The sequence below is a fragment of the Methylobacterium sp. TK31 genome (assembly GCF_055361545.1).
Genome location: NZ_CM143964.1, coordinates 3,718,479 through 3,732,955, shown reverse-complemented (window position 1 = coordinate 3,732,955; position 14,477 = coordinate 3,718,479). Strand labels below are relative to the sequence as shown.

Here is a 14,477-nt window from a genome sequence, read left to right as displayed (position 1 = left end):
GGGAGGCGCCTCAGGGCTTGAAGGCGAGGCGGACCACCGTGCCGCCCGCGTTGATGTAGTCGAGCTGGCCGCCGAGCTGACCCGCGAGACCCTGCGCGATGCGAAAGCCTAGACTGCGGGTGGTGTCGGGGTCGAAATCCGCGGGCATGCCGCGACCGTCATCCGCGATCGTGAGCTGCAGGCGCTCCGTGTCGAGCCGTTCGATCCGGATCGTGATGGTGCCCCGCCGCCCGCCCGGAAAGGCGTGCTTCAGGGCGTTGGTCACCACTTCGACCATGAGGAGCGACAGGGTCGTGAGCTGGGTCAGGTCGAAGCGCACCGGTGGCGTGTCGACGAGACATACGATGTTGTGCGCCCCCGTGGCGTCGAGGAGATCGGTGCAGAGTTCGCTGAGGTACTGTCCGACCGGGCGCTCGATGCTGCTCGGATCGTAGAGGCGGCGGTGGATGCGCGAGATCGTCTCGAGCCGCACCCGCGCCTCGTCGAGGGCGGCGAGCGCCGCCTTCGGATCGTTGCCGACCTTGCGCTTCTGCAGGGTCAGCAGGGCGGCCACGAACTGCATGTTGTTGGCGACCCGGTGCTGCAGCTCCTGGAACATGGTGCGCTGCTGTTCGTAGAGCCCCGCCGAGACCTGCCGCTCGGCGCGCAGCCGCTCGCCCGCCCGGTGCATGACGTGGATCAGCGCGATGTCGACCGCCACGATGAAGACGTAGAAGGCAAGGGCGAGCGCGGTCGGTCCGTCGATGATGAAGGTGCCGGCCGGTGGGATGAAGAAGTACCAGGCGGCGAGGCCGCTGAGCCCCGCGCAGGTGATGCCCGGCCGCAGGCCGAAGAAGAAGGTCGTGAGGATCACGGCCGGGAAGAACGTCAGGTAGGGAAAGCCCGGCGGCAGCACCTCGTCGAGGGCGAAGCGCAGGCCGAGGGCCAGCGCCGACGCGATCAGCGCCGCGCCGTCGCCCAGCCAGGGATGCGTGCGCAGGCGCTCCGTCGCATGGACGATCTGCCAGCCTTTCCAAACAGGGGCGCGTATCGATGATCGGGGCAGTGTCGTGGTCTCGGTGAAGCAAGCCCAAGGTCTAATCCGGGTCGGCACCAGTCACCAGCCCGCCAGGCAAGCTGCCGCGATTCGGCCTCAATGGAAGTCGCGGCTGCGGTAAATCCGCCGATCCTCCGGGACGCCGAAATCGGTGGTCTCGGGCGGCAGCCGCAGGCCCCCGGCCCGCAGGTCGCGCAGGGCCGCCGAGAGGTCGCGGAACTGCTCGGCTAGCAGGTGCACGACGAGACCCTGGCGCTGCACCCGGCCCCGCACCGCGAGGAAGCGGGCGCCCATGGCGGTCGCGCGGTTGGCCTCGAACACGTCGCGCCAGACGATGACGTTGGCGATGCCGGTCTCGTCTTCCAGGGTCAGGAACACGGTGCCGCGCGCCGTGCCCGGTCGCTGCCGGGTGAGCACGAGGCCCGCCACGGTGACCCGGGCGTTGTTCGCGACCCGGGTGCCGTCATGATGGTCGCGCGCGGGAATCGCGCCGATGCGGGCGAGCCGGGTCCGGAAGAACGCCACCGGGTGGCCCTTCAGGGAGAGACCGGTGGCGGCGTAGTCCTCCGCCACGTGCTCGGAAGCCGCCATGGTCGGCAGGGCCACGGCGGGCTCGGCCCGGAACAGCCCGTCATCGGCGTGGAAGGCGAAGAGCGGCATCGGCGTGTCGAGGAGATGGGCCCGCCGGTCGCCGGCGGCCCGCAGGGCGGCCTTGCGGGCCGAGGTGCCCTCCAGGGTCCGCACCGCCCAGAGGGCGGCCCGCCGGTCGAGGTCGAGGGAGCGGAACGCATCCGCCTCGGCCAGCCGCTCCAGGGCGTTGCGCGGCAGGGCGAGGGCCGCCTGCAGGCCCTCGATGCTGGCATAGCCGTTGCCCCGCAAAGCGACGAGACGGTGCATGGCAGCCTGCGGCACCCCGCTCACCTGGCGCAGGCCGAGGCGCACGGCGAAGCGCCGCGGGACGCCGGGCGGTGGTGGTTCCAGGGCCGGTTCGAGGGTGCAGTCCCAATCGCTGGCATTGACGTCGACGCCGCGCACCTCGACCCCGTGGGCGCGGGCGTCGCGCACGAGCTGCGCCGGCTGGTAGAAGCCCATCGGCTGGGAGTTCAGGATCGCCGCGAGGAAGACGTCGGGGTGCCGGCACTTCATCCAGGCCGAGGCGTAGACCAGCAGGGCGAAGCTCGCCGCGTGGCTCTCGGGGAAGCCGTAGGTGGAGAAGCCCTCGATCTGCTTGAAGCAGCGCTCGGTGAAGTCGCGCGGATAGCCGCGCCCGACCATGCCCTCGACGAACTTGGTGCGGAAATTCACGATCTGACCGTTGTGCCGGAAGGTAGCCATGGCCCGGCGCAGGCCGTCGGCCTCGTGCGGTGCGAACCCGGCGGCGGTGATGGCGATCTGCATCGCGTGCTCCTGGAACAGGGGCACGCCGTAGGTCCGCGCGAGCACGCTCTCGAGCTCGTCTTTCGGCCCGTGATCGGGATGGGGGGAGGGGTAGACCACGGGCTCCAGCCCCTGGCGCCGGCGCAGGTAGGGGTGGACCATGTCGCCCTGGATCGGCCCCGGCCGCACGATCGCCACCTGCACCACGAGGTCGTAGAATTCCCGCGGCTTCAAGCGCGGCAGCATCGACATCTGCGCCCGGCTCTCGACCTGGAACACCCCGACGGAATCGGCCTTTGCCAGCATCGCATAGGTGGCTTCGTCCTCGCGCGGCAGGTCGGCCAAAGTCGGGTAGTCGTGGCCATAATCGCGCGCCAAAAAGTCCACGCCCCGGCGTAGGCAGCTCAGCATGCCGAGCGCCAGCACGTCGACCTTCATCAGGCCGAGCACGTCGATGTCGTCCTTGTCCCACTCGATGAAGGTCCGGTCCGCCATGGCGGCGTTGCCCACCGGCACGGTCTCGTCGAGGCGCCCGCGGGTCAGCACGAAGCCGCCCACATGCTGCGACAGGTGGCGCGGGAAGCCGATCAGCGCGTGGGCGAGTTCCAGCGCCTGCCGGATCGACGGGTTGTCCGGGTCGAGGCCGGCCTGGGCGATATGCGCGTCGGGTAGGTCCTTGCCCCAAGAGCCCCAGACCGTGTCGGCCATCACCCCGGTGATGTCGGGGGGCAGGCCCAGAACCTTGCCGACCTCCCGGATGGCGCTGCGCGGGCGATAGTGGATCACCGTGGCGCAGATCGCGGCGCGGTCGCGGCCGTAGCGGTCGTAGAGGTATTGGATCACCTCCTCGCGGCGCTCGTGCTCGAAATCCACGTCGATGTCGGGGGGCTCGGCCCGGTTCTCCGAGATGAAGCGGGCGAAGAGCAGCCGGATCTCGGTGGGGTCGACCGCCGTGATGCCGAGGCAGTAGCAGACCACGGAATTGGCCGCCGAGCCGCGCCCCTGGCATAGGATGCCCCGCTTGCGCGCGAACTCGACGATGTCGAACAGGGTCAGGAAGTAGCGCGCATAGTCCATCTTCGCGATGAGGCGCAGTTCGTCCTGGATCGTGTTCACGATTTGTTCGGGAATGCCATCGGGGTAGCGCCAGCCCGCGCGCTCCATGACCCGGTAGGCCAGGTAATCCTGCGCACCGAAGCCGGGCGGGACCGGCTCGTCGGGATACTCGTACTTGAGCTCGTCGAGGGAAAAGTCGCAGGCCTGCGCGATCTCGATCGTGCGGGCGACGGCCTCGGGATGGTCGGCGAACAGGCGCGCCATCTCTTCCGCTGGCCGCAGGTGGCGCTCGGCATTGGCCTCCAGGCGGTAGCCCGCCGCATTCAGCGTGCAGCCCTCGCGGATGCAGGCGACGATGTCCTGCAGGGGGCGCCGATCCGGGTGGTGGTAGAGCGCATCCGACACCGCCACCAACGGCGCACCGAGGCGCAGCCCCAGTTCGGCGAGGCGCCCGAGGCGGCGTCGCTCGTCGCCGCGCCGGTGGTGGCTTCCCGCCAGGGTGACCCGGCCGGGGGCCTCGGCGGCGAGTTGGCGGACATGGCCGAGGAAGGGGTCGTCGTCGCCGAGCCGCTCCGGCGGAACCGCGATGAGCATCTGGCCTTCACTGGCGTCCAGGAGTTCCGGAAAGTCGAACCGGCACTGGCCCTTCTCGGAGCGGCGGTTGCCGAGGGTGAGGAGCCGGCACAGGCGGCCATAGGCGGCCCGGTCCATCGGGTAGGCCATGGCCTCGAAGCCCTCCTGCGTGACGAGGCGCACGCCGGGCAGGAAGCGGATGCCGGGCTCGCCGGCGGCGGCCCGCCGCTTCGCCTCGGCATGGCCCCGCACCACGCCCGCCAGGGTGTTGCGGTCGGCGATGCCGATGGCGTGCAGCCCCAGTTCGGCGGCCTGCCCCACCATCTCGCCGGGATGCGAGGCCCCGCGCAGAAAGGAGAAGTTCGTGGTGACGGCGAGCTCGGCATAGGCGAGCGGCCCGGACATCGACGTCATCTCCTTTCCGGCTCCGCTGCACCCGACTCGTGGCTGGGAACGAATCTTCGCTAAGAACAAATCTTGGCTGAGAACGAATCGTGATCGTTTCGGATCCCGGGGTGCCGGTTTCGTGTCGAGGAGTCAAAGTCCCGAGGGCGGCTGGCCAAGCTGTTCGGCGTGCGCTAGCCCAGTCCTCCCCAGACAGGATGTCTCATGCTCACCTGCGCGATCCTCGACGATTACCAGGGCGTCGGCCCGACCCTGGCCGACTGGTCGGGTTTGGCGGACCGCCTCACCCTGCGGGACCTGCGCACCACCTTCGCGACGCAGGACGCGCTCGTCGACGCGATCGGGGATTGCGAGATCGTAGTGATGATGCGCGAGCGCACGCCGTTCCCGGCCGAGCTCTTCGCGCGCCTGCCGAAGCTGCGGCTCCTCCTCACCAGCGGGATGCGCAACCTGTCGATCGACCTCGCCGCCGCGAAGGCGCACGGCGTCACGGTCTGCGGCACCGCGAGCCACCCCGAGCCGCCGGTGGAGCTGACCTGGGCGCTGATCCTGGGGCTGGCCCGCCACCTCGTGCCCGAGGTGCAGGCCCTGCGGACGGGCGGCCCCTGGCAGTCCAGCGTCGGCAGCGATCTCGCGGGCCGCCGCCTCGGGTTGCTAGGCCTCGGCAAGACCGGTGCCCGCGTCGCCCGGATCGGGCTAGCCTTCGGTATGGAGGTCAGTGCCTGGAGCCGGAACCTCACGGCCGAACGGGCCGCGGCCGAGGGCGTCACCCTGGCGCCCTCGCTTGAGGCGTTGCTGGAGACCAGCAATGTCGTCTCGATCCACCTCGTCCTCGGCGAGCGCACCCGCGGCCTCGTCGACGACGCGGCGCTGCGCCGGATGCGCCCCGACGCGTTCCTGATCAACACCTCCCGCGCCGCGATCGTGGACGAGGCCGCGCTGCTGGCGGCCCTCGGCGAGAACCGGATCGCCGGTGCCGGCCTCGACGTCTTCGAGACCGAGCCGCTGCTGCCGGATTCACCCTGGCGCACCCTGCCCAACGTGCTGGCGACGCCGCATCTCGGCTACGTCACGGAGCGGAACTACCGCACCTATTTTCCGGAGATCGTGGAGGACATCCGTGCCTACCTCGACGGAGCACCGATCCGCGTGCTCGGCTGAAACCATCGCCGGGCTGAAACCTTCCCCGGCCTGAGGATAGGCCGGGCGGTCCTCAGGCCCGTCCCTCGACGAAGGCCCGCATCAGCAGGTTCGCGATCGCGAGCGGCGGCGGCGTGGTCAGCCCGTCGGGATGGCGACCTTCCAGCATCGCCGCGACGGCATCCCGCGAGAACCAGCGCGCGTCGGCGAGCTCTTCCGGATCGAGGGTGATGGCCTCGTCGAGGCTTTCAGCCACGCAGCCGATCATCAGCGAGGACGGGAACGGCCAGGGCTGCGAGGCGTGGTAGCGCACCGTGCCGATGGTCAGGCCGACCTCCTCGAAGGTCTCGCGCCGCACGGCGGCCTCGACGGTCTCGCCGGGCTCCAGGAAGCCGGCGAGGCAGGAATACATGCCCTGGTTGAAGCGCGGCGAGCGGCCGAGCAAGCAGGCGTCGCCCCGGGTGATCAGCATGATCACCACGGGGTCGGTGCGGGGGAAGTGGTGCGTCCCGCAGGCCGTGCATTCGCGCCGGTAGCCGCCGGCCGCGACGACCGTCGGCGCCCCGCACTGGGCACAGAAGCCGTTGCGCGCGTGCCAGCCGAGCAGGGATTTCGCCGTGGCGAGGAGTCCGAGTTCGTGGGGCGCGATCCGGCCCTCGCCGGCGAGGCTGCGCAGGTCGTTGGTCCGGAAACCCGGATCGGCGTCGAGGGTCTCGGCCATCTCCGCCGGGACGGCGGCGGCGAAGACCGGCTCGCCGTCGAGGCGGCCGAGATAGAGCGTCAGGCTACGCGTACCCGTCTGGACGGCCGTGTCCGGCAGCAGGAGCGCCGTATCGCCTACGAGCACGACGCGGTCGCCGGCCAGGATGACGATGCGCGCGCCGGGCGCGTCGAGGTCGGGGATCGGGGCGGCGCTCTCGGCGGAATGGCGCACGAGGCGGCTCTGGACGTAGCCGAGCTGATCCAGGGAATCGGTCATCGCCTCAGGCCGCCGCGAACAGGGCGCCGATGCGCTCGATCATCTGGGCGCGGGCATGGTGGGGGTAGGGGGTGGCCGTGCCGATGCCCCAGACCGGCTTCGGCCAGGCGGGATCGGAGTGGAAGCGCCCGATCACGTGGACGTGGAGCTGGGCCACGACGTTGCCGAGTGCGGCGACGTTGACCTTGTCGGGCTTGGCCAGCGCCAGCATCACGCCCGTCGCGATCCGCATCTCGTCCATCAGGCCGCGCGCATCCTCCGGCGACAGGTCGGTGATCTCGCTGGCGCCGGCCCGGCGCGGCACGAGGATCAGCCAGGGGAAGCGGGCATCGTCCATGAGGAGGACGCTGCACAGGGCGAGGTCGCCCACATGCACGGTGTCGGCGACCAGCTGTGGGTCGAGGGTGAAGTCTGTGCTCATCGCGACGCGATGTAGAGCGGAACCGTGGCCGATGCGAGGGGCGCGTCCCTCAGATCCCGCTGAACCAGTTGTAGCCCTGATCCTCCCAGTAGCCGCCCGGATAATCGTTGGTCACGAAGACCGCCGCGATGTGCTTGGGGCTCTTGAAGCCGAGCTTCGTCGGCACCCGGACCCGCAGGGGGTAGCCGTACTCGGGCGCGAGGGGCTGGCCGGCGAAGTCGAGTGCCAGGATCGTCTGCGGGTGCAGGGCGCTCGGCATGTCGAGGCTGCCGTAATAGCGGTCGGCGCATTTGAACCCGACATATTTCGCGGTGAGGTCCGCGCCGGTCCGCTCCAGGAAGGTCCGCAGCGGCACGCCGCTCCACTGCCCGATCTGGCTCCAGCCCTCGATGCAGATGTGGCGGGTGATCTGGCTCTCCTGCGGCAGGGCCCGCAGCTTCGCCAGGGTCCAGGGCGACTTGTCGGCGACGAGGCCGGAAACCTCCAGCTTCCAGGTCGCCTCGTCGATCTCCGGGATGTTGTCCGGCGGATAGAAGGCGTTGAAGCGGAAGGGACTGTCGATCATCGAGGCCGGGTAGGTCGGCGCCAGGGTCTTGGGATCGAACAGCCATTGCTGGACCTGGTCGTTGGCCCGCGACATCGCCCAGAGCACCCGGTCGGCCAGGGTGCCGTTGCTGCCCGTGGAGAGGTCGCAGCCCGAAAGCAGGGTCAGGGCTCCCAGCGAGAGGCCGCCGCGCAGCACCATCCGGCGTTCCAGACGGGCGAGGTCGGGGGCGAGGTCGTGGCGCAGGGCCTTGAGGCGGGCGGCGGCGGGATCGCGGGGCATCAGCGGGCGGTCTCCTCGGTGATCCGGGCGCGGCCGGTGATCATCGCCGGCAGTGTGCTCGGGACGACGAAGACGAGGGCGAGGTGGATGAGGATGAAGCCCCCCAAGCCCGCCATGGCGCCGAAATGGACCCGCCGCGCCCATTCGTAGCCGCCGAACAGGTTTGCCAGGACCTGCCATTGGACCGGCTTCCACAGGGCGCAGCCCGAGGCGACGAGGAGGAGACCGAGGACGATGGCGACCACGTAGGCGAGGCGCTGGACGGCGTTGTAGCGGCCGACCCGGTGGCTGAGACGCAGCGCCAGGGCGGCGCGGGCGTCGCGCCAGATCGCCCCCGGGCTCAGGGGCAGGAAGGCGGCGGCGAAGTGGCGGGCGAGGAGACCGTAGACGAGATAGGCGAGGCCGTTGAGAGCGAAGAGCCACATGGCAGCGAAGTGCCAGGCGAGCGCGCCGCCGAGCCAGCCGCCGAGGGTCGCCCATTTCGGGAAGACGAAGGGGAAGAGCGGCGAGGCGTTGTAGATCGCCCAGCCGCTGAACAGCATGCAGAACACCGCGACCGCGTTGATCCAGTGGGTGATCCGCACCACGAGGGGATGGACCACCACGAGCCGCGAGTGGGGGGCGGGGACGATCGTCAACTGGACCTCGGCTTCTCGGGACGGGAAACCCGGCCCGTCCGCCGCGGCGGACAGGGCCGGGGAGGGATCACATCGACGGAACGGTGCCGTTGCGGCCGACGATCAGTACGGCGGCGTTGAGCTTGCCGTCGGCGCCCGCCTTGGTGAAGGCCACGACCTTGGCGCCCGGCACCACGATGCTCTTTTCGCCCGGATCGACGAGCGTCACCGGCACGTCCTCCGGCACCATGACCTTCTTCTCGCCGCCCTGGTACTTGACCAGCATGGTACGGCCCTCAGTGCCGGACAGGCTGCCGATGGCGCCGTTGGTCATGGTGGAGTTGGAGCCGAGGTCCCACGGATAATGGCCGTCGGCGGTACCGCGCAGGGAGGAGGCGAACACCGTCACCTGCAGGGCCTTCTGGGTGCCGTCGGGCTGCGGAATCGCGGCGGTGCCGATGTAGCTCTCGGACTTGATGTCGGAGAGCTTGCCGGTGCTGGCGGCCAGGATCTTGGTGTCGTCTCCGAAGGTCACGGTCTTGGTCTCGCCCATGCGGGGCTTGATCGTCACGGTCGAGCCGTCGACGGACTCGATGGTGCCGCGGTAGCGCACCACGTCTGCGGCGCGCGCCGGTGCGGCGGCGAGGGCGAGGCCGACGGTCAGGCCGGTGAGCAGCGTCTTCATCATGATCATGGCGTTCCTCCTTGTTGGATCTCGAGCGGGACCGGATCGTGAGCGGACGCGGTACGTCCGGCTTGCCGCGGGTGGTTCGACCGGGATGGCGCCCGGGTTACGTTGGCGGGACGCCGCCGTTTCCGCTCGCGATCATCCGGTCGGCCACGCCATCGCAGGCCTCCGGCTCGCCCCGCGGACGCCGGAGAGGGCAGGTACGAAGGGCGGCGACGTCATGCAGGCGTTCCCGGCGGCCGATCGGCGCCGGTGAACAGAACGCTGCTCCCAATCCTGCCAGCGCGCAAGTCAATTGCGCGCGATCCGGATCTGTCGTGGTGCCGGAGGCCCGGTGCGCCGGACTTCAGTGCGCCATCAGCATCGGGATCGCCGCATGGGCGAGGAGATGGCTCGTGGGACCGCCGAAGATCATCTGGCGCAGGCGACTCTGGGTGTAGGCGCCCTTGATCAGCAGGTCGCAGCCGAAGGATTCGGCCTCGGCGACATAGACCTCGCCTGGCGTCCGCCGGCCGGCCGAATAGGCTCGGAAATCCGCGCTGATGCCTTCGCAGGCCAGGGCGCGGGCCAGTTCCTCGGCGGTGGGGCCGGGCACCATCCCGCCCTCGACACTGATGACGCGGATTCGCTTGGCCTGCCGCAGGAACGGCATCGCGAAGGCCACGGCCCGGGCCGTCTCGGTGGAGCCATTCCAGGCGATCAGGATCGCCTCGCCCAGGGTCGCCGGTGCGATCGGGGGGGCCAGCAGGATCGGCCGCCCGCTCTCGAACAGGGCGGTCTCGAAGGTGGTCATGCGCGGGGCGGAATCCTCCGTGCCGGGCCTTCCCACCACCGTGGCGGTGAAAAGGCGCGCATACTGGCCCAGGAAGCCATCGCCCGCCGGCACGTCGGCCCGCCAGCGGTAGCGCGGACCGGCGGCGAGGGCCTCGGGATTGCACGGGCCCTCGGCCGCGAGCGGCACGCCGGCCCGGTTCATGAAGTCGACGAACTGGCTGCCGGCCCGGTCGGCCTCGACCTTGTCGGCCTCCTCGTCGCGGAGCCAAGTCATGCCCCCGACCATGTCCACGGGCACATACTCGGCCAGGGCCGGACGCAGGGAGACACCCTCGATGAGGCTGCTGAAGCGGCGGGCGGTGAGGATCGCGGTCTCGAAGACCGAGGGCAGGGCGTCATGGGACGCGACGGGAACGAGCAGGGTCTTCATCGGGGAGCCTTCCTCGCAGCGGCACGATGGCGTCAGGCTAGTGCGAAACGCGGTCCCGGAAAACAGGACGGCCGTCGTCCGAGAGAGTTTTCCCGGCGTGCCTGCGTCGAGCCGCAGAAATGCATGGCCCTCAGGCTAAACCTCCAGCAAGCTTGGCCTTTGCCAAGACCAGGCTCGATCGCAAAAAGTTCAGATCGGAGATTGTTTACCTTTGGAACCCTATCCGAACTTCGTCGTTGGCCCCCCAACCGTGACAGGCAGGCTCAACCCCGGCGCGAATAGCCTGAGGGTATTCAGGCTGTGCTGTCTCATCGGCTTAGAGGAACCCATGATCAAGAAGACTCTCGCTCTCACCGCCATGATGACCGCCCTCTCCGCTCCCGCCTTCGCGCAGGGCATGGGCGGAGACTTCCGCATGGAGGCCATGCAGGCCAACGCCTTCGAGATTCAGTCGAGCCAGATCGCGCTCAACAAGAGCCGCAACCCGCAGGTGCTGCGCTTCGCCCGCGAGGCGATCCGTGATCACCGCGCCGCCAACGTCGCCCTGGCCGGCGGCGAAGGCAACTACGCCGCGGTGCGTGCCAATGAGGGCCTCGGCGGTCTGATCACGGCTCCGCTCGCGGTGGCGGGTGGCGCCGTCGGCGCTGCCACGGGCGCGGCCGCTGGTGCGGTGGGTGGGACCTTGAGCGGCGGCCCCGTGGCCGGCGTCGAAGGAATCGGAACCGGCGCGGCGCGCGGCGCGGCCACGGGCAGCCAAGCCCTGCGCGGCGACGTGGACACCACCGCCGGGACCACCATCATCCAGCCGAACCCGCAGCAGCAGGCGATGCTCGCCGAGCTGTCGCAGACCCCGGCCGGCCCGCGCTTCGATCGTCTCTACGGTCGCATGCAGGTCCAGTCGCACGAGATGACCATCGGCATGTTCCGCTCCTACGCCGCTTCGGGTCCGAACCCGGCCCTGCGCGCGCATGCCGAGCAGGCCCTGCCGGTCCTGCAGTCGCACTACCAGATGGCACAGAGCCTGCCGGGCGCCCGCTGAGGCTCGCCGACATGCGCCGGGCTCATCGCCTGGCGTGATGCCGGAAATGGGAAGGACGCCGAGCCCCGGGCTCGGCGTCCTTCTTCGTTCCGGGGTGCCTCAGGCGTCGGCGCAGCCGATCATCGAGGCGGGGCTCAGGCTGCGGCCGGCCTGATCGACGGCCGGCTCGAACGCGCCGGTCTCGGGGTTGCGCAGGAGCAACTCGCCGCGCGCGATTCCGAAATGGGCGCCGTGGAGGCTCAGCTGTCCGCTCTCCACACGCTTGCGCACGAACGGGAAGGTCATCAGGTTCTCGAGGCTCTGGGAGACCATCGCGTATTCGAGGCGGGTCAGGTAGTCGGGCGCCTGCGGATCGCCGGCCTTGCTGGCGGCGGGCTCGACTAGAGAGACCCACTTGCCGATGAAGTCGCCCTTCGACAAGGGCTTCGCGGGATTGGCGTAGGCCTTGATGCCGCCGCAGGTGGCGTGACCCAGCACCACGATGTGCTTGACCTCCAGGCCCTCGACCGCGAACTCGATCGCCGCGGAGGTGCCGTGGAAATCGCCGCCCGTCTCGTGCGGGGGCACGATGTTGGCGACGTTGCGGATCACGAAGAGTTCACCGGGCCCGGTGTCGAAGATAACCTCGGGAGACACGCGGCTGTCGCAGCAGCTGATCATCAGGACTTCGGGGCTCTGCCCCTCTGCCAGCTTGGCGTAGCGCTTGGCCTCGTCGGTGAGGCGACCGTCGATGAACGAGCGGTAGCCGGCCTTCAGCGTTTCTGGGAACATAATCGGTTTCTCCTCATGGGTGTCGTTGGCGGCGCGCCACCCCGTGGCGCACCGGATGGCTAGGGCTGCTCTCGCCAGTTTAGGACGATGGGCGTGCCGGGTATCGTCCCGGCAATGATGTCGCGGGCGACCGCGGCCAGCCCTTGCGGCTCGATGTGCTCGGAGGTGGCCTCGAGTTCGGCCAGCGTCCACCAGCGCGTGCCAAGGACCGGATTGTCCTCGGTCTCGGCGAGGCGGCTCGTGTCCACGGTCGCGTCGGGCAGGTGGACGACGAAGTAGCGCTCGCGAGCGTAGCGTGAGGTGCGGAACAGGTGGAAGGGGCCGTCGCAGGCCGCGACCTGCGGCCCGATCTCGGCATCCGCCACGCCGATCTCCTCGGAGAGTTCGCGGCGGCAGGCTTCCACATGCGTCTCCCCGGCCTCCAGCCCGCCCCCGGGCATGAACCAGAAGGTGCGGGCCTCCGGCTTGGCGGGATCGATCGGGCGCACCGACTCGTAGGCGATGAGCAGGAGGCGCTGATCGGGATCGAACACCAGGGCCCGGGCGATGTCGCGAACGGTCAGATCCTGCGTCATGTCCCTCTCACGGCTCCGCTTCGACCTCCGATCTAGCAGGGAATCCGCCTGCGGCCAGGGGGCGACCCGACGGAGCGGCCGGCATCCAGATCACGATGGGAAGACCCTGGTCATCCGATCCGGGCGGATCGGGCAGGGGGCGGGCACGGCCGTCGGCGAGATCGCGGGCGACCACGAGGGCGGCCAGCGCATCGAGATGGTCGTCTGCGCCCACGCCCGGGGGGCGCGCCGCGATCAGGCCCTCGGGCAGGCCGGCGCCCGCCAGCAGCGCGCGGCGCTCGGCGAGGCCCGCCTGGCGCGCCGGGCCCTTCTTGCCCGCCGCCAGCGGGTGCCCGCCGTTGAGGCAGCGGAAGACGATCTCGGGATGGACCTCGTGGAGGCGCGCGACGAGATCCGGGCGTGCGCGCAGCGTGGCGTCGACCGCCCGGATCGCAGGCAGGATATTCCAGCACTGGATCGAGGGGGCGAAGGACGGTGTGCTGTGCGCGCGCGACAGCGCCTTCGCCTCCTCGTAGGTCGCCGCATAGACCGCCGCGCGGGCCGGCACCGGAAACACGCTGGCTCGTCCGGCGCCCAGGAAGGCGCGCGCCGCCCGGTCCGCGCTTCGCCCGCCGCCCGTGACGTGCGCCTCCAGGCCGATGGGACAGTCGATCCCGACGCGGATCGGCACCTCGGGACCATCGAGAAGGTCGACCGGCCGGGCAACGCGCACGGCACGGAAGCGGGCGGGGTCGTCGAGGTCGAGGAGCACGCCGGCCCAGGCCCCGCGGCACCCGTCGAGGCCGCCGATCCAGCGGGTCATCGACGCGGGCCGGACGCGGCCGGCGCGAACCGGATCGGGCCTGGCCCGTTGTCGCTGCTCAAGGCCGCCGCAGCCGGCGGCCGCTGAAACGGGAATGCGTTCATGGACATCGCCGTCGACAAGGTCACCGAAATCATCCTGCGCGTGCGCGCCGTCGATGTGAAGGAAGGGCCGACCGACCCCGATTCCGGCTCGAACCCCATCGATGACGGGGCCACCGACGTGCTGATCTCGGGCACGGACGACGCCACCGAGGAGGAACTGCGGTCGATGATCGGCGCCCTCAACGACGACGAGCGCGCCGACCTCCTGGCGCTCCTCTATATCGGGCGCGGCGACATGGAGCCGGAGGAATGGTCCGAGGCGGTTCGCTTCGCCCGCGAGCGCGAGGCCGCCGGAGAGGGCGCCGCGCACGAAATCCTGGGCATCCCCAACGCGGGCGACCTCCTCGACGAGGGGTTGGCCAACCTCGGCATCACGCCGGACCTGCCTCAGGCCTGATCCGGCGGCAAGAACCCGGGGCGGGCCTCCGGCTCGCCCCGAAGCGTGATCTCAGCGGCAGGGCAGGGCGAGGGCGGTGTCCGCCACGAAGCTCGCCGTGTCCCGCAGGCTCTGGGGCTGGCTCGGATCCTCCGATACCGTCTCCGCTTCCGCATGAAGGCGATCGTTGCAGGCGCAGGTGGGAATCTGGCCTCGCGGCGGCGAGCAGATGTCGTGATGCATGCAGGCGACATCGAGGGCGTCGATGGGCGGCCGGGGACTGCGGTTGCCCGGCCCGCAGTAATTGCCGTGGATCAGGAACGTCCCGCGCTCCGGGTTGACGTAGGGCATCTCCTGCGCCCGAGCGCCGGGCACAAGGGCGGCCGACAGGGTCGCGGCGAGCGCTAGGCGGACCGCCATGGGCCGGACGGTCGAGAACATGCGATCTGCGTCAATCATCAAAGCCTCGTCTTCTCGGTCTGATTGCG

The 14,477-nt window shown here is 70.1% G+C and carries 15 protein-coding genes; 3 read left to right on the top strand and 12 right to left on the bottom strand.

The genetic code is table 11. The features are described from left to right. Positions 1-10: 10 nt before the first annotated feature. Both ACXJY8_RS17305 and ACXJY8_RS17300 read right to left on the bottom strand, forming a co-directional pair. Positions 11-1,000, bottom strand: a complete 990-nt coding sequence (locus ACXJY8_RS17305) for a sensor histidine kinase (protein WP_463780733.1) — start codon at positions 998-1,000, stop codon at positions 11-13. A 132-nt stretch (positions 1,001-1,132) separates the two neighbouring features. Further along, the gene (locus tag ACXJY8_RS17300; RefSeq protein ID WP_463771191.1) at positions 1,133-4,447 is read right to left on the bottom strand and encodes an error-prone DNA polymerase; all 3,315 of its coding nucleotides are present in this window, start codon (positions 4,445-4,447) and stop codon (positions 1,133-1,135) included. A gap of 204 nt (positions 4,448-4,651) precedes the next feature. On the opposite strand from ACXJY8_RS17300, the gene ACXJY8_RS17295 reads away from it, so the two are divergent. After that, positions 4,652-5,608: a D-2-hydroxyacid dehydrogenase family protein gene (locus tag ACXJY8_RS17295; RefSeq protein ID WP_463771189.1), complete on the top strand. Its 957-nt coding sequence runs from the start codon at positions 4,652-4,654 to the stop codon at positions 5,606-5,608. A gap of 52 nt (positions 5,609-5,660) precedes the next feature. Here the strand turns inward: ACXJY8_RS17295 and nudC are convergent, their stop codons facing one another. From nudC to ACXJY8_RS17265, 6 genes are all read right to left on the bottom strand, one after another. After that, positions 5,661-6,566, bottom strand: a complete 906-nt coding sequence (nudC, locus tag ACXJY8_RS17290; RefSeq protein WP_463771185.1) for an NAD(+) diphosphatase — start codon at positions 6,564-6,566, stop codon at positions 5,661-5,663. 4 nt (positions 6,567-6,570) lie between these two features. Next, the gene (locus ACXJY8_RS17285) at positions 6,571-6,987 is read right to left on the bottom strand and encodes an HIT domain-containing protein (RefSeq protein WP_463771181.1); all 417 of its coding nucleotides are present in this window, start codon (positions 6,985-6,987) and stop codon (positions 6,571-6,573) included. A gap of 49 nt (positions 6,988-7,036) precedes the next feature. Continuing rightward, positions 7,037-7,813 carry a molybdopterin-dependent oxidoreductase gene (locus ACXJY8_RS17280; protein WP_463771176.1) on the bottom strand — a complete coding sequence of 259 codons (777 nt, stop codon included), beginning with the start codon at positions 7,811-7,813 and terminating at the stop codon, positions 7,037-7,039. Further along, positions 7,813-8,451, bottom strand: a complete 639-nt coding sequence (locus tag ACXJY8_RS17275) for a cytochrome b/b6 domain-containing protein (protein WP_463771172.1) — start codon at positions 8,449-8,451, stop codon at positions 7,813-7,815. The genes ACXJY8_RS17280 and ACXJY8_RS17275 overlap by 1 nt, the downstream gene beginning before the upstream one ends. A 67-nt stretch (positions 8,452-8,518) precedes the next feature. Next, complete coding sequence (locus tag ACXJY8_RS17270) at positions 8,519-9,124, bottom strand: hypothetical protein (protein WP_463771168.1); 606 nt, start codon at positions 9,122-9,124, stop codon at positions 8,519-8,521. A 340-nt stretch (positions 9,125-9,464) separates the two neighbouring features. Next, the gene (locus ACXJY8_RS17265; protein WP_463771164.1) at positions 9,465-10,322 is read right to left on the bottom strand and encodes a universal stress protein; all 858 of its coding nucleotides are present in this window, start codon (positions 10,320-10,322) and stop codon (positions 9,465-9,467) included. A gap of 328 nt (positions 10,323-10,650) precedes the next feature. Here ACXJY8_RS17265 and ACXJY8_RS17260 point away from each other — a divergent pair, with 328 nt between their 5' ends. Continuing rightward, positions 10,651-11,361 (top strand): DUF4142 domain-containing protein, encoded by a 711-nt coding sequence (locus ACXJY8_RS17260; protein ID WP_463771161.1) that lies wholly within the window; start codon positions 10,651-10,653, stop codon positions 11,359-11,361. A gap of 99 nt (positions 11,362-11,460) precedes the next feature. Here the strand turns inward: ACXJY8_RS17260 and ACXJY8_RS17255 are convergent, their stop codons facing one another. Genes ACXJY8_RS17255 through ACXJY8_RS17245 form a run of 3 tightly spaced genes read right to left on the bottom strand, consistent with a single transcriptional unit; the run spans position 11,461 to position 13,509 of the window. Further along, the gene (locus ACXJY8_RS17255; protein WP_463771158.1) at positions 11,461-12,132 is read right to left on the bottom strand and encodes a carbonic anhydrase; all 672 of its coding nucleotides are present in this window, start codon (positions 12,130-12,132) and stop codon (positions 11,461-11,463) included. Between the two features lie 59 nt (positions 12,133-12,191). Further along, positions 12,192-12,707, bottom strand: a complete 516-nt coding sequence (locus ACXJY8_RS17250; protein ID WP_463771156.1) for an NUDIX hydrolase — start codon at positions 12,705-12,707, stop codon at positions 12,192-12,194. Positions 12,708-12,714: 7 nt separating this feature from the next. Next, on the bottom strand, positions 12,715-13,509 hold the full coding sequence (locus tag ACXJY8_RS17245) for a DUF429 domain-containing protein (RefSeq protein WP_463771152.1): 795 nt from the start codon (positions 13,507-13,509) through the stop codon (positions 12,715-12,717). A 102-nt stretch (positions 13,510-13,611) separates the two neighbouring features. Between ACXJY8_RS17245 and ACXJY8_RS17240 the strand changes: the two genes are divergently transcribed. Then, entirely contained in the window at positions 13,612-14,010 is a 399-nt protein-coding gene (locus ACXJY8_RS17240) for a DUF3775 domain-containing protein (protein ID WP_463771149.1), read from the top strand. Between the two features lie 51 nt (positions 14,011-14,061). On the opposite strand, the gene ACXJY8_RS17235 is transcribed toward ACXJY8_RS17240, so the two are convergent. Beyond that, positions 14,062-14,448 carry a phospholipase A2 family protein gene (locus tag ACXJY8_RS17235; protein WP_463771147.1) on the bottom strand — a complete coding sequence of 129 codons (387 nt, stop codon included), beginning with the start codon at positions 14,446-14,448 and terminating at the stop codon, positions 14,062-14,064. Positions 14,449-14,477 lie beyond the last annotated feature (29 nt).

What these genes read in the sequence shown, in the direction of transcription:
- ACXJY8_RS17300 (WP_463771191.1), bottom strand. Translation starts at nt 4,447, where the DNA reads ATGTCCGGGCCGCTCGCCTATGCCGAGCTCGCCGTCACCACGAACTTC.
- ACXJY8_RS17295 (WP_463771189.1), top strand. Translation starts at nt 4,652, where the DNA reads ATGCTCACCTGCGCGATCCTCGACGATTACCAGGGCGTCGGCCCGACC.
- nudC (WP_463771185.1), bottom strand. Translation starts at nt 6,566, where the DNA reads ATGACCGATTCCCTGGATCAGCTCGGCTACGTCCAGAGCCGCCTCGTG.
- ACXJY8_RS17285 (WP_463771181.1), bottom strand. Translation starts at nt 6,987, where the DNA reads ATGAGCACAGACTTCACCCTCGACCCACAGCTGGTCGCCGACACCGTG.
- ACXJY8_RS17280 (WP_463771176.1), bottom strand. Translation starts at nt 7,813, where the DNA reads ATGCCCCGCGATCCCGCCGCCGCCCGCCTCAAGGCCCTGCGCCACGAC.
- ACXJY8_RS17270 (WP_463771168.1), bottom strand. Translation starts at nt 9,124, where the DNA reads ATGATCATGATGAAGACGCTGCTCACCGGCCTGACCGTCGGCCTCGCC.
- ACXJY8_RS17265 (WP_463771164.1), bottom strand. Translation starts at nt 10,322, where the DNA reads ATGAAGACCCTGCTCGTTCCCGTCGCGTCCCATGACGCCCTGCCCTCG.
- ACXJY8_RS17260 (WP_463771161.1), top strand. Translation starts at nt 10,651, where the DNA reads ATGATCAAGAAGACTCTCGCTCTCACCGCCATGATGACCGCCCTCTCC.
- ACXJY8_RS17255 (WP_463771158.1), bottom strand. Translation starts at nt 12,132, where the DNA reads ATGTTCCCAGAAACGCTGAAGGCCGGCTACCGCTCGTTCATCGACGGT.
- ACXJY8_RS17250 (WP_463771156.1), bottom strand. Translation starts at nt 12,707, where the DNA reads ATGACGCAGGATCTGACCGTTCGCGACATCGCCCGGGCCCTGGTGTTC.
- ACXJY8_RS17245 (WP_463771152.1), bottom strand. Translation starts at nt 13,509, where the DNA reads ATGACCCGCTGGATCGGCGGCCTCGACGGGTGCCGCGGGGCCTGGGCC.
- ACXJY8_RS17240 (WP_463771149.1), top strand. Translation starts at nt 13,612, where the DNA reads ATGGACATCGCCGTCGACAAGGTCACCGAAATCATCCTGCGCGTGCGC.
- ACXJY8_RS17235 (WP_463771147.1), bottom strand. Translation starts at nt 14,448, where the DNA reads ATGATTGACGCAGATCGCATGTTCTCGACCGTCCGGCCCATGGCGGTC.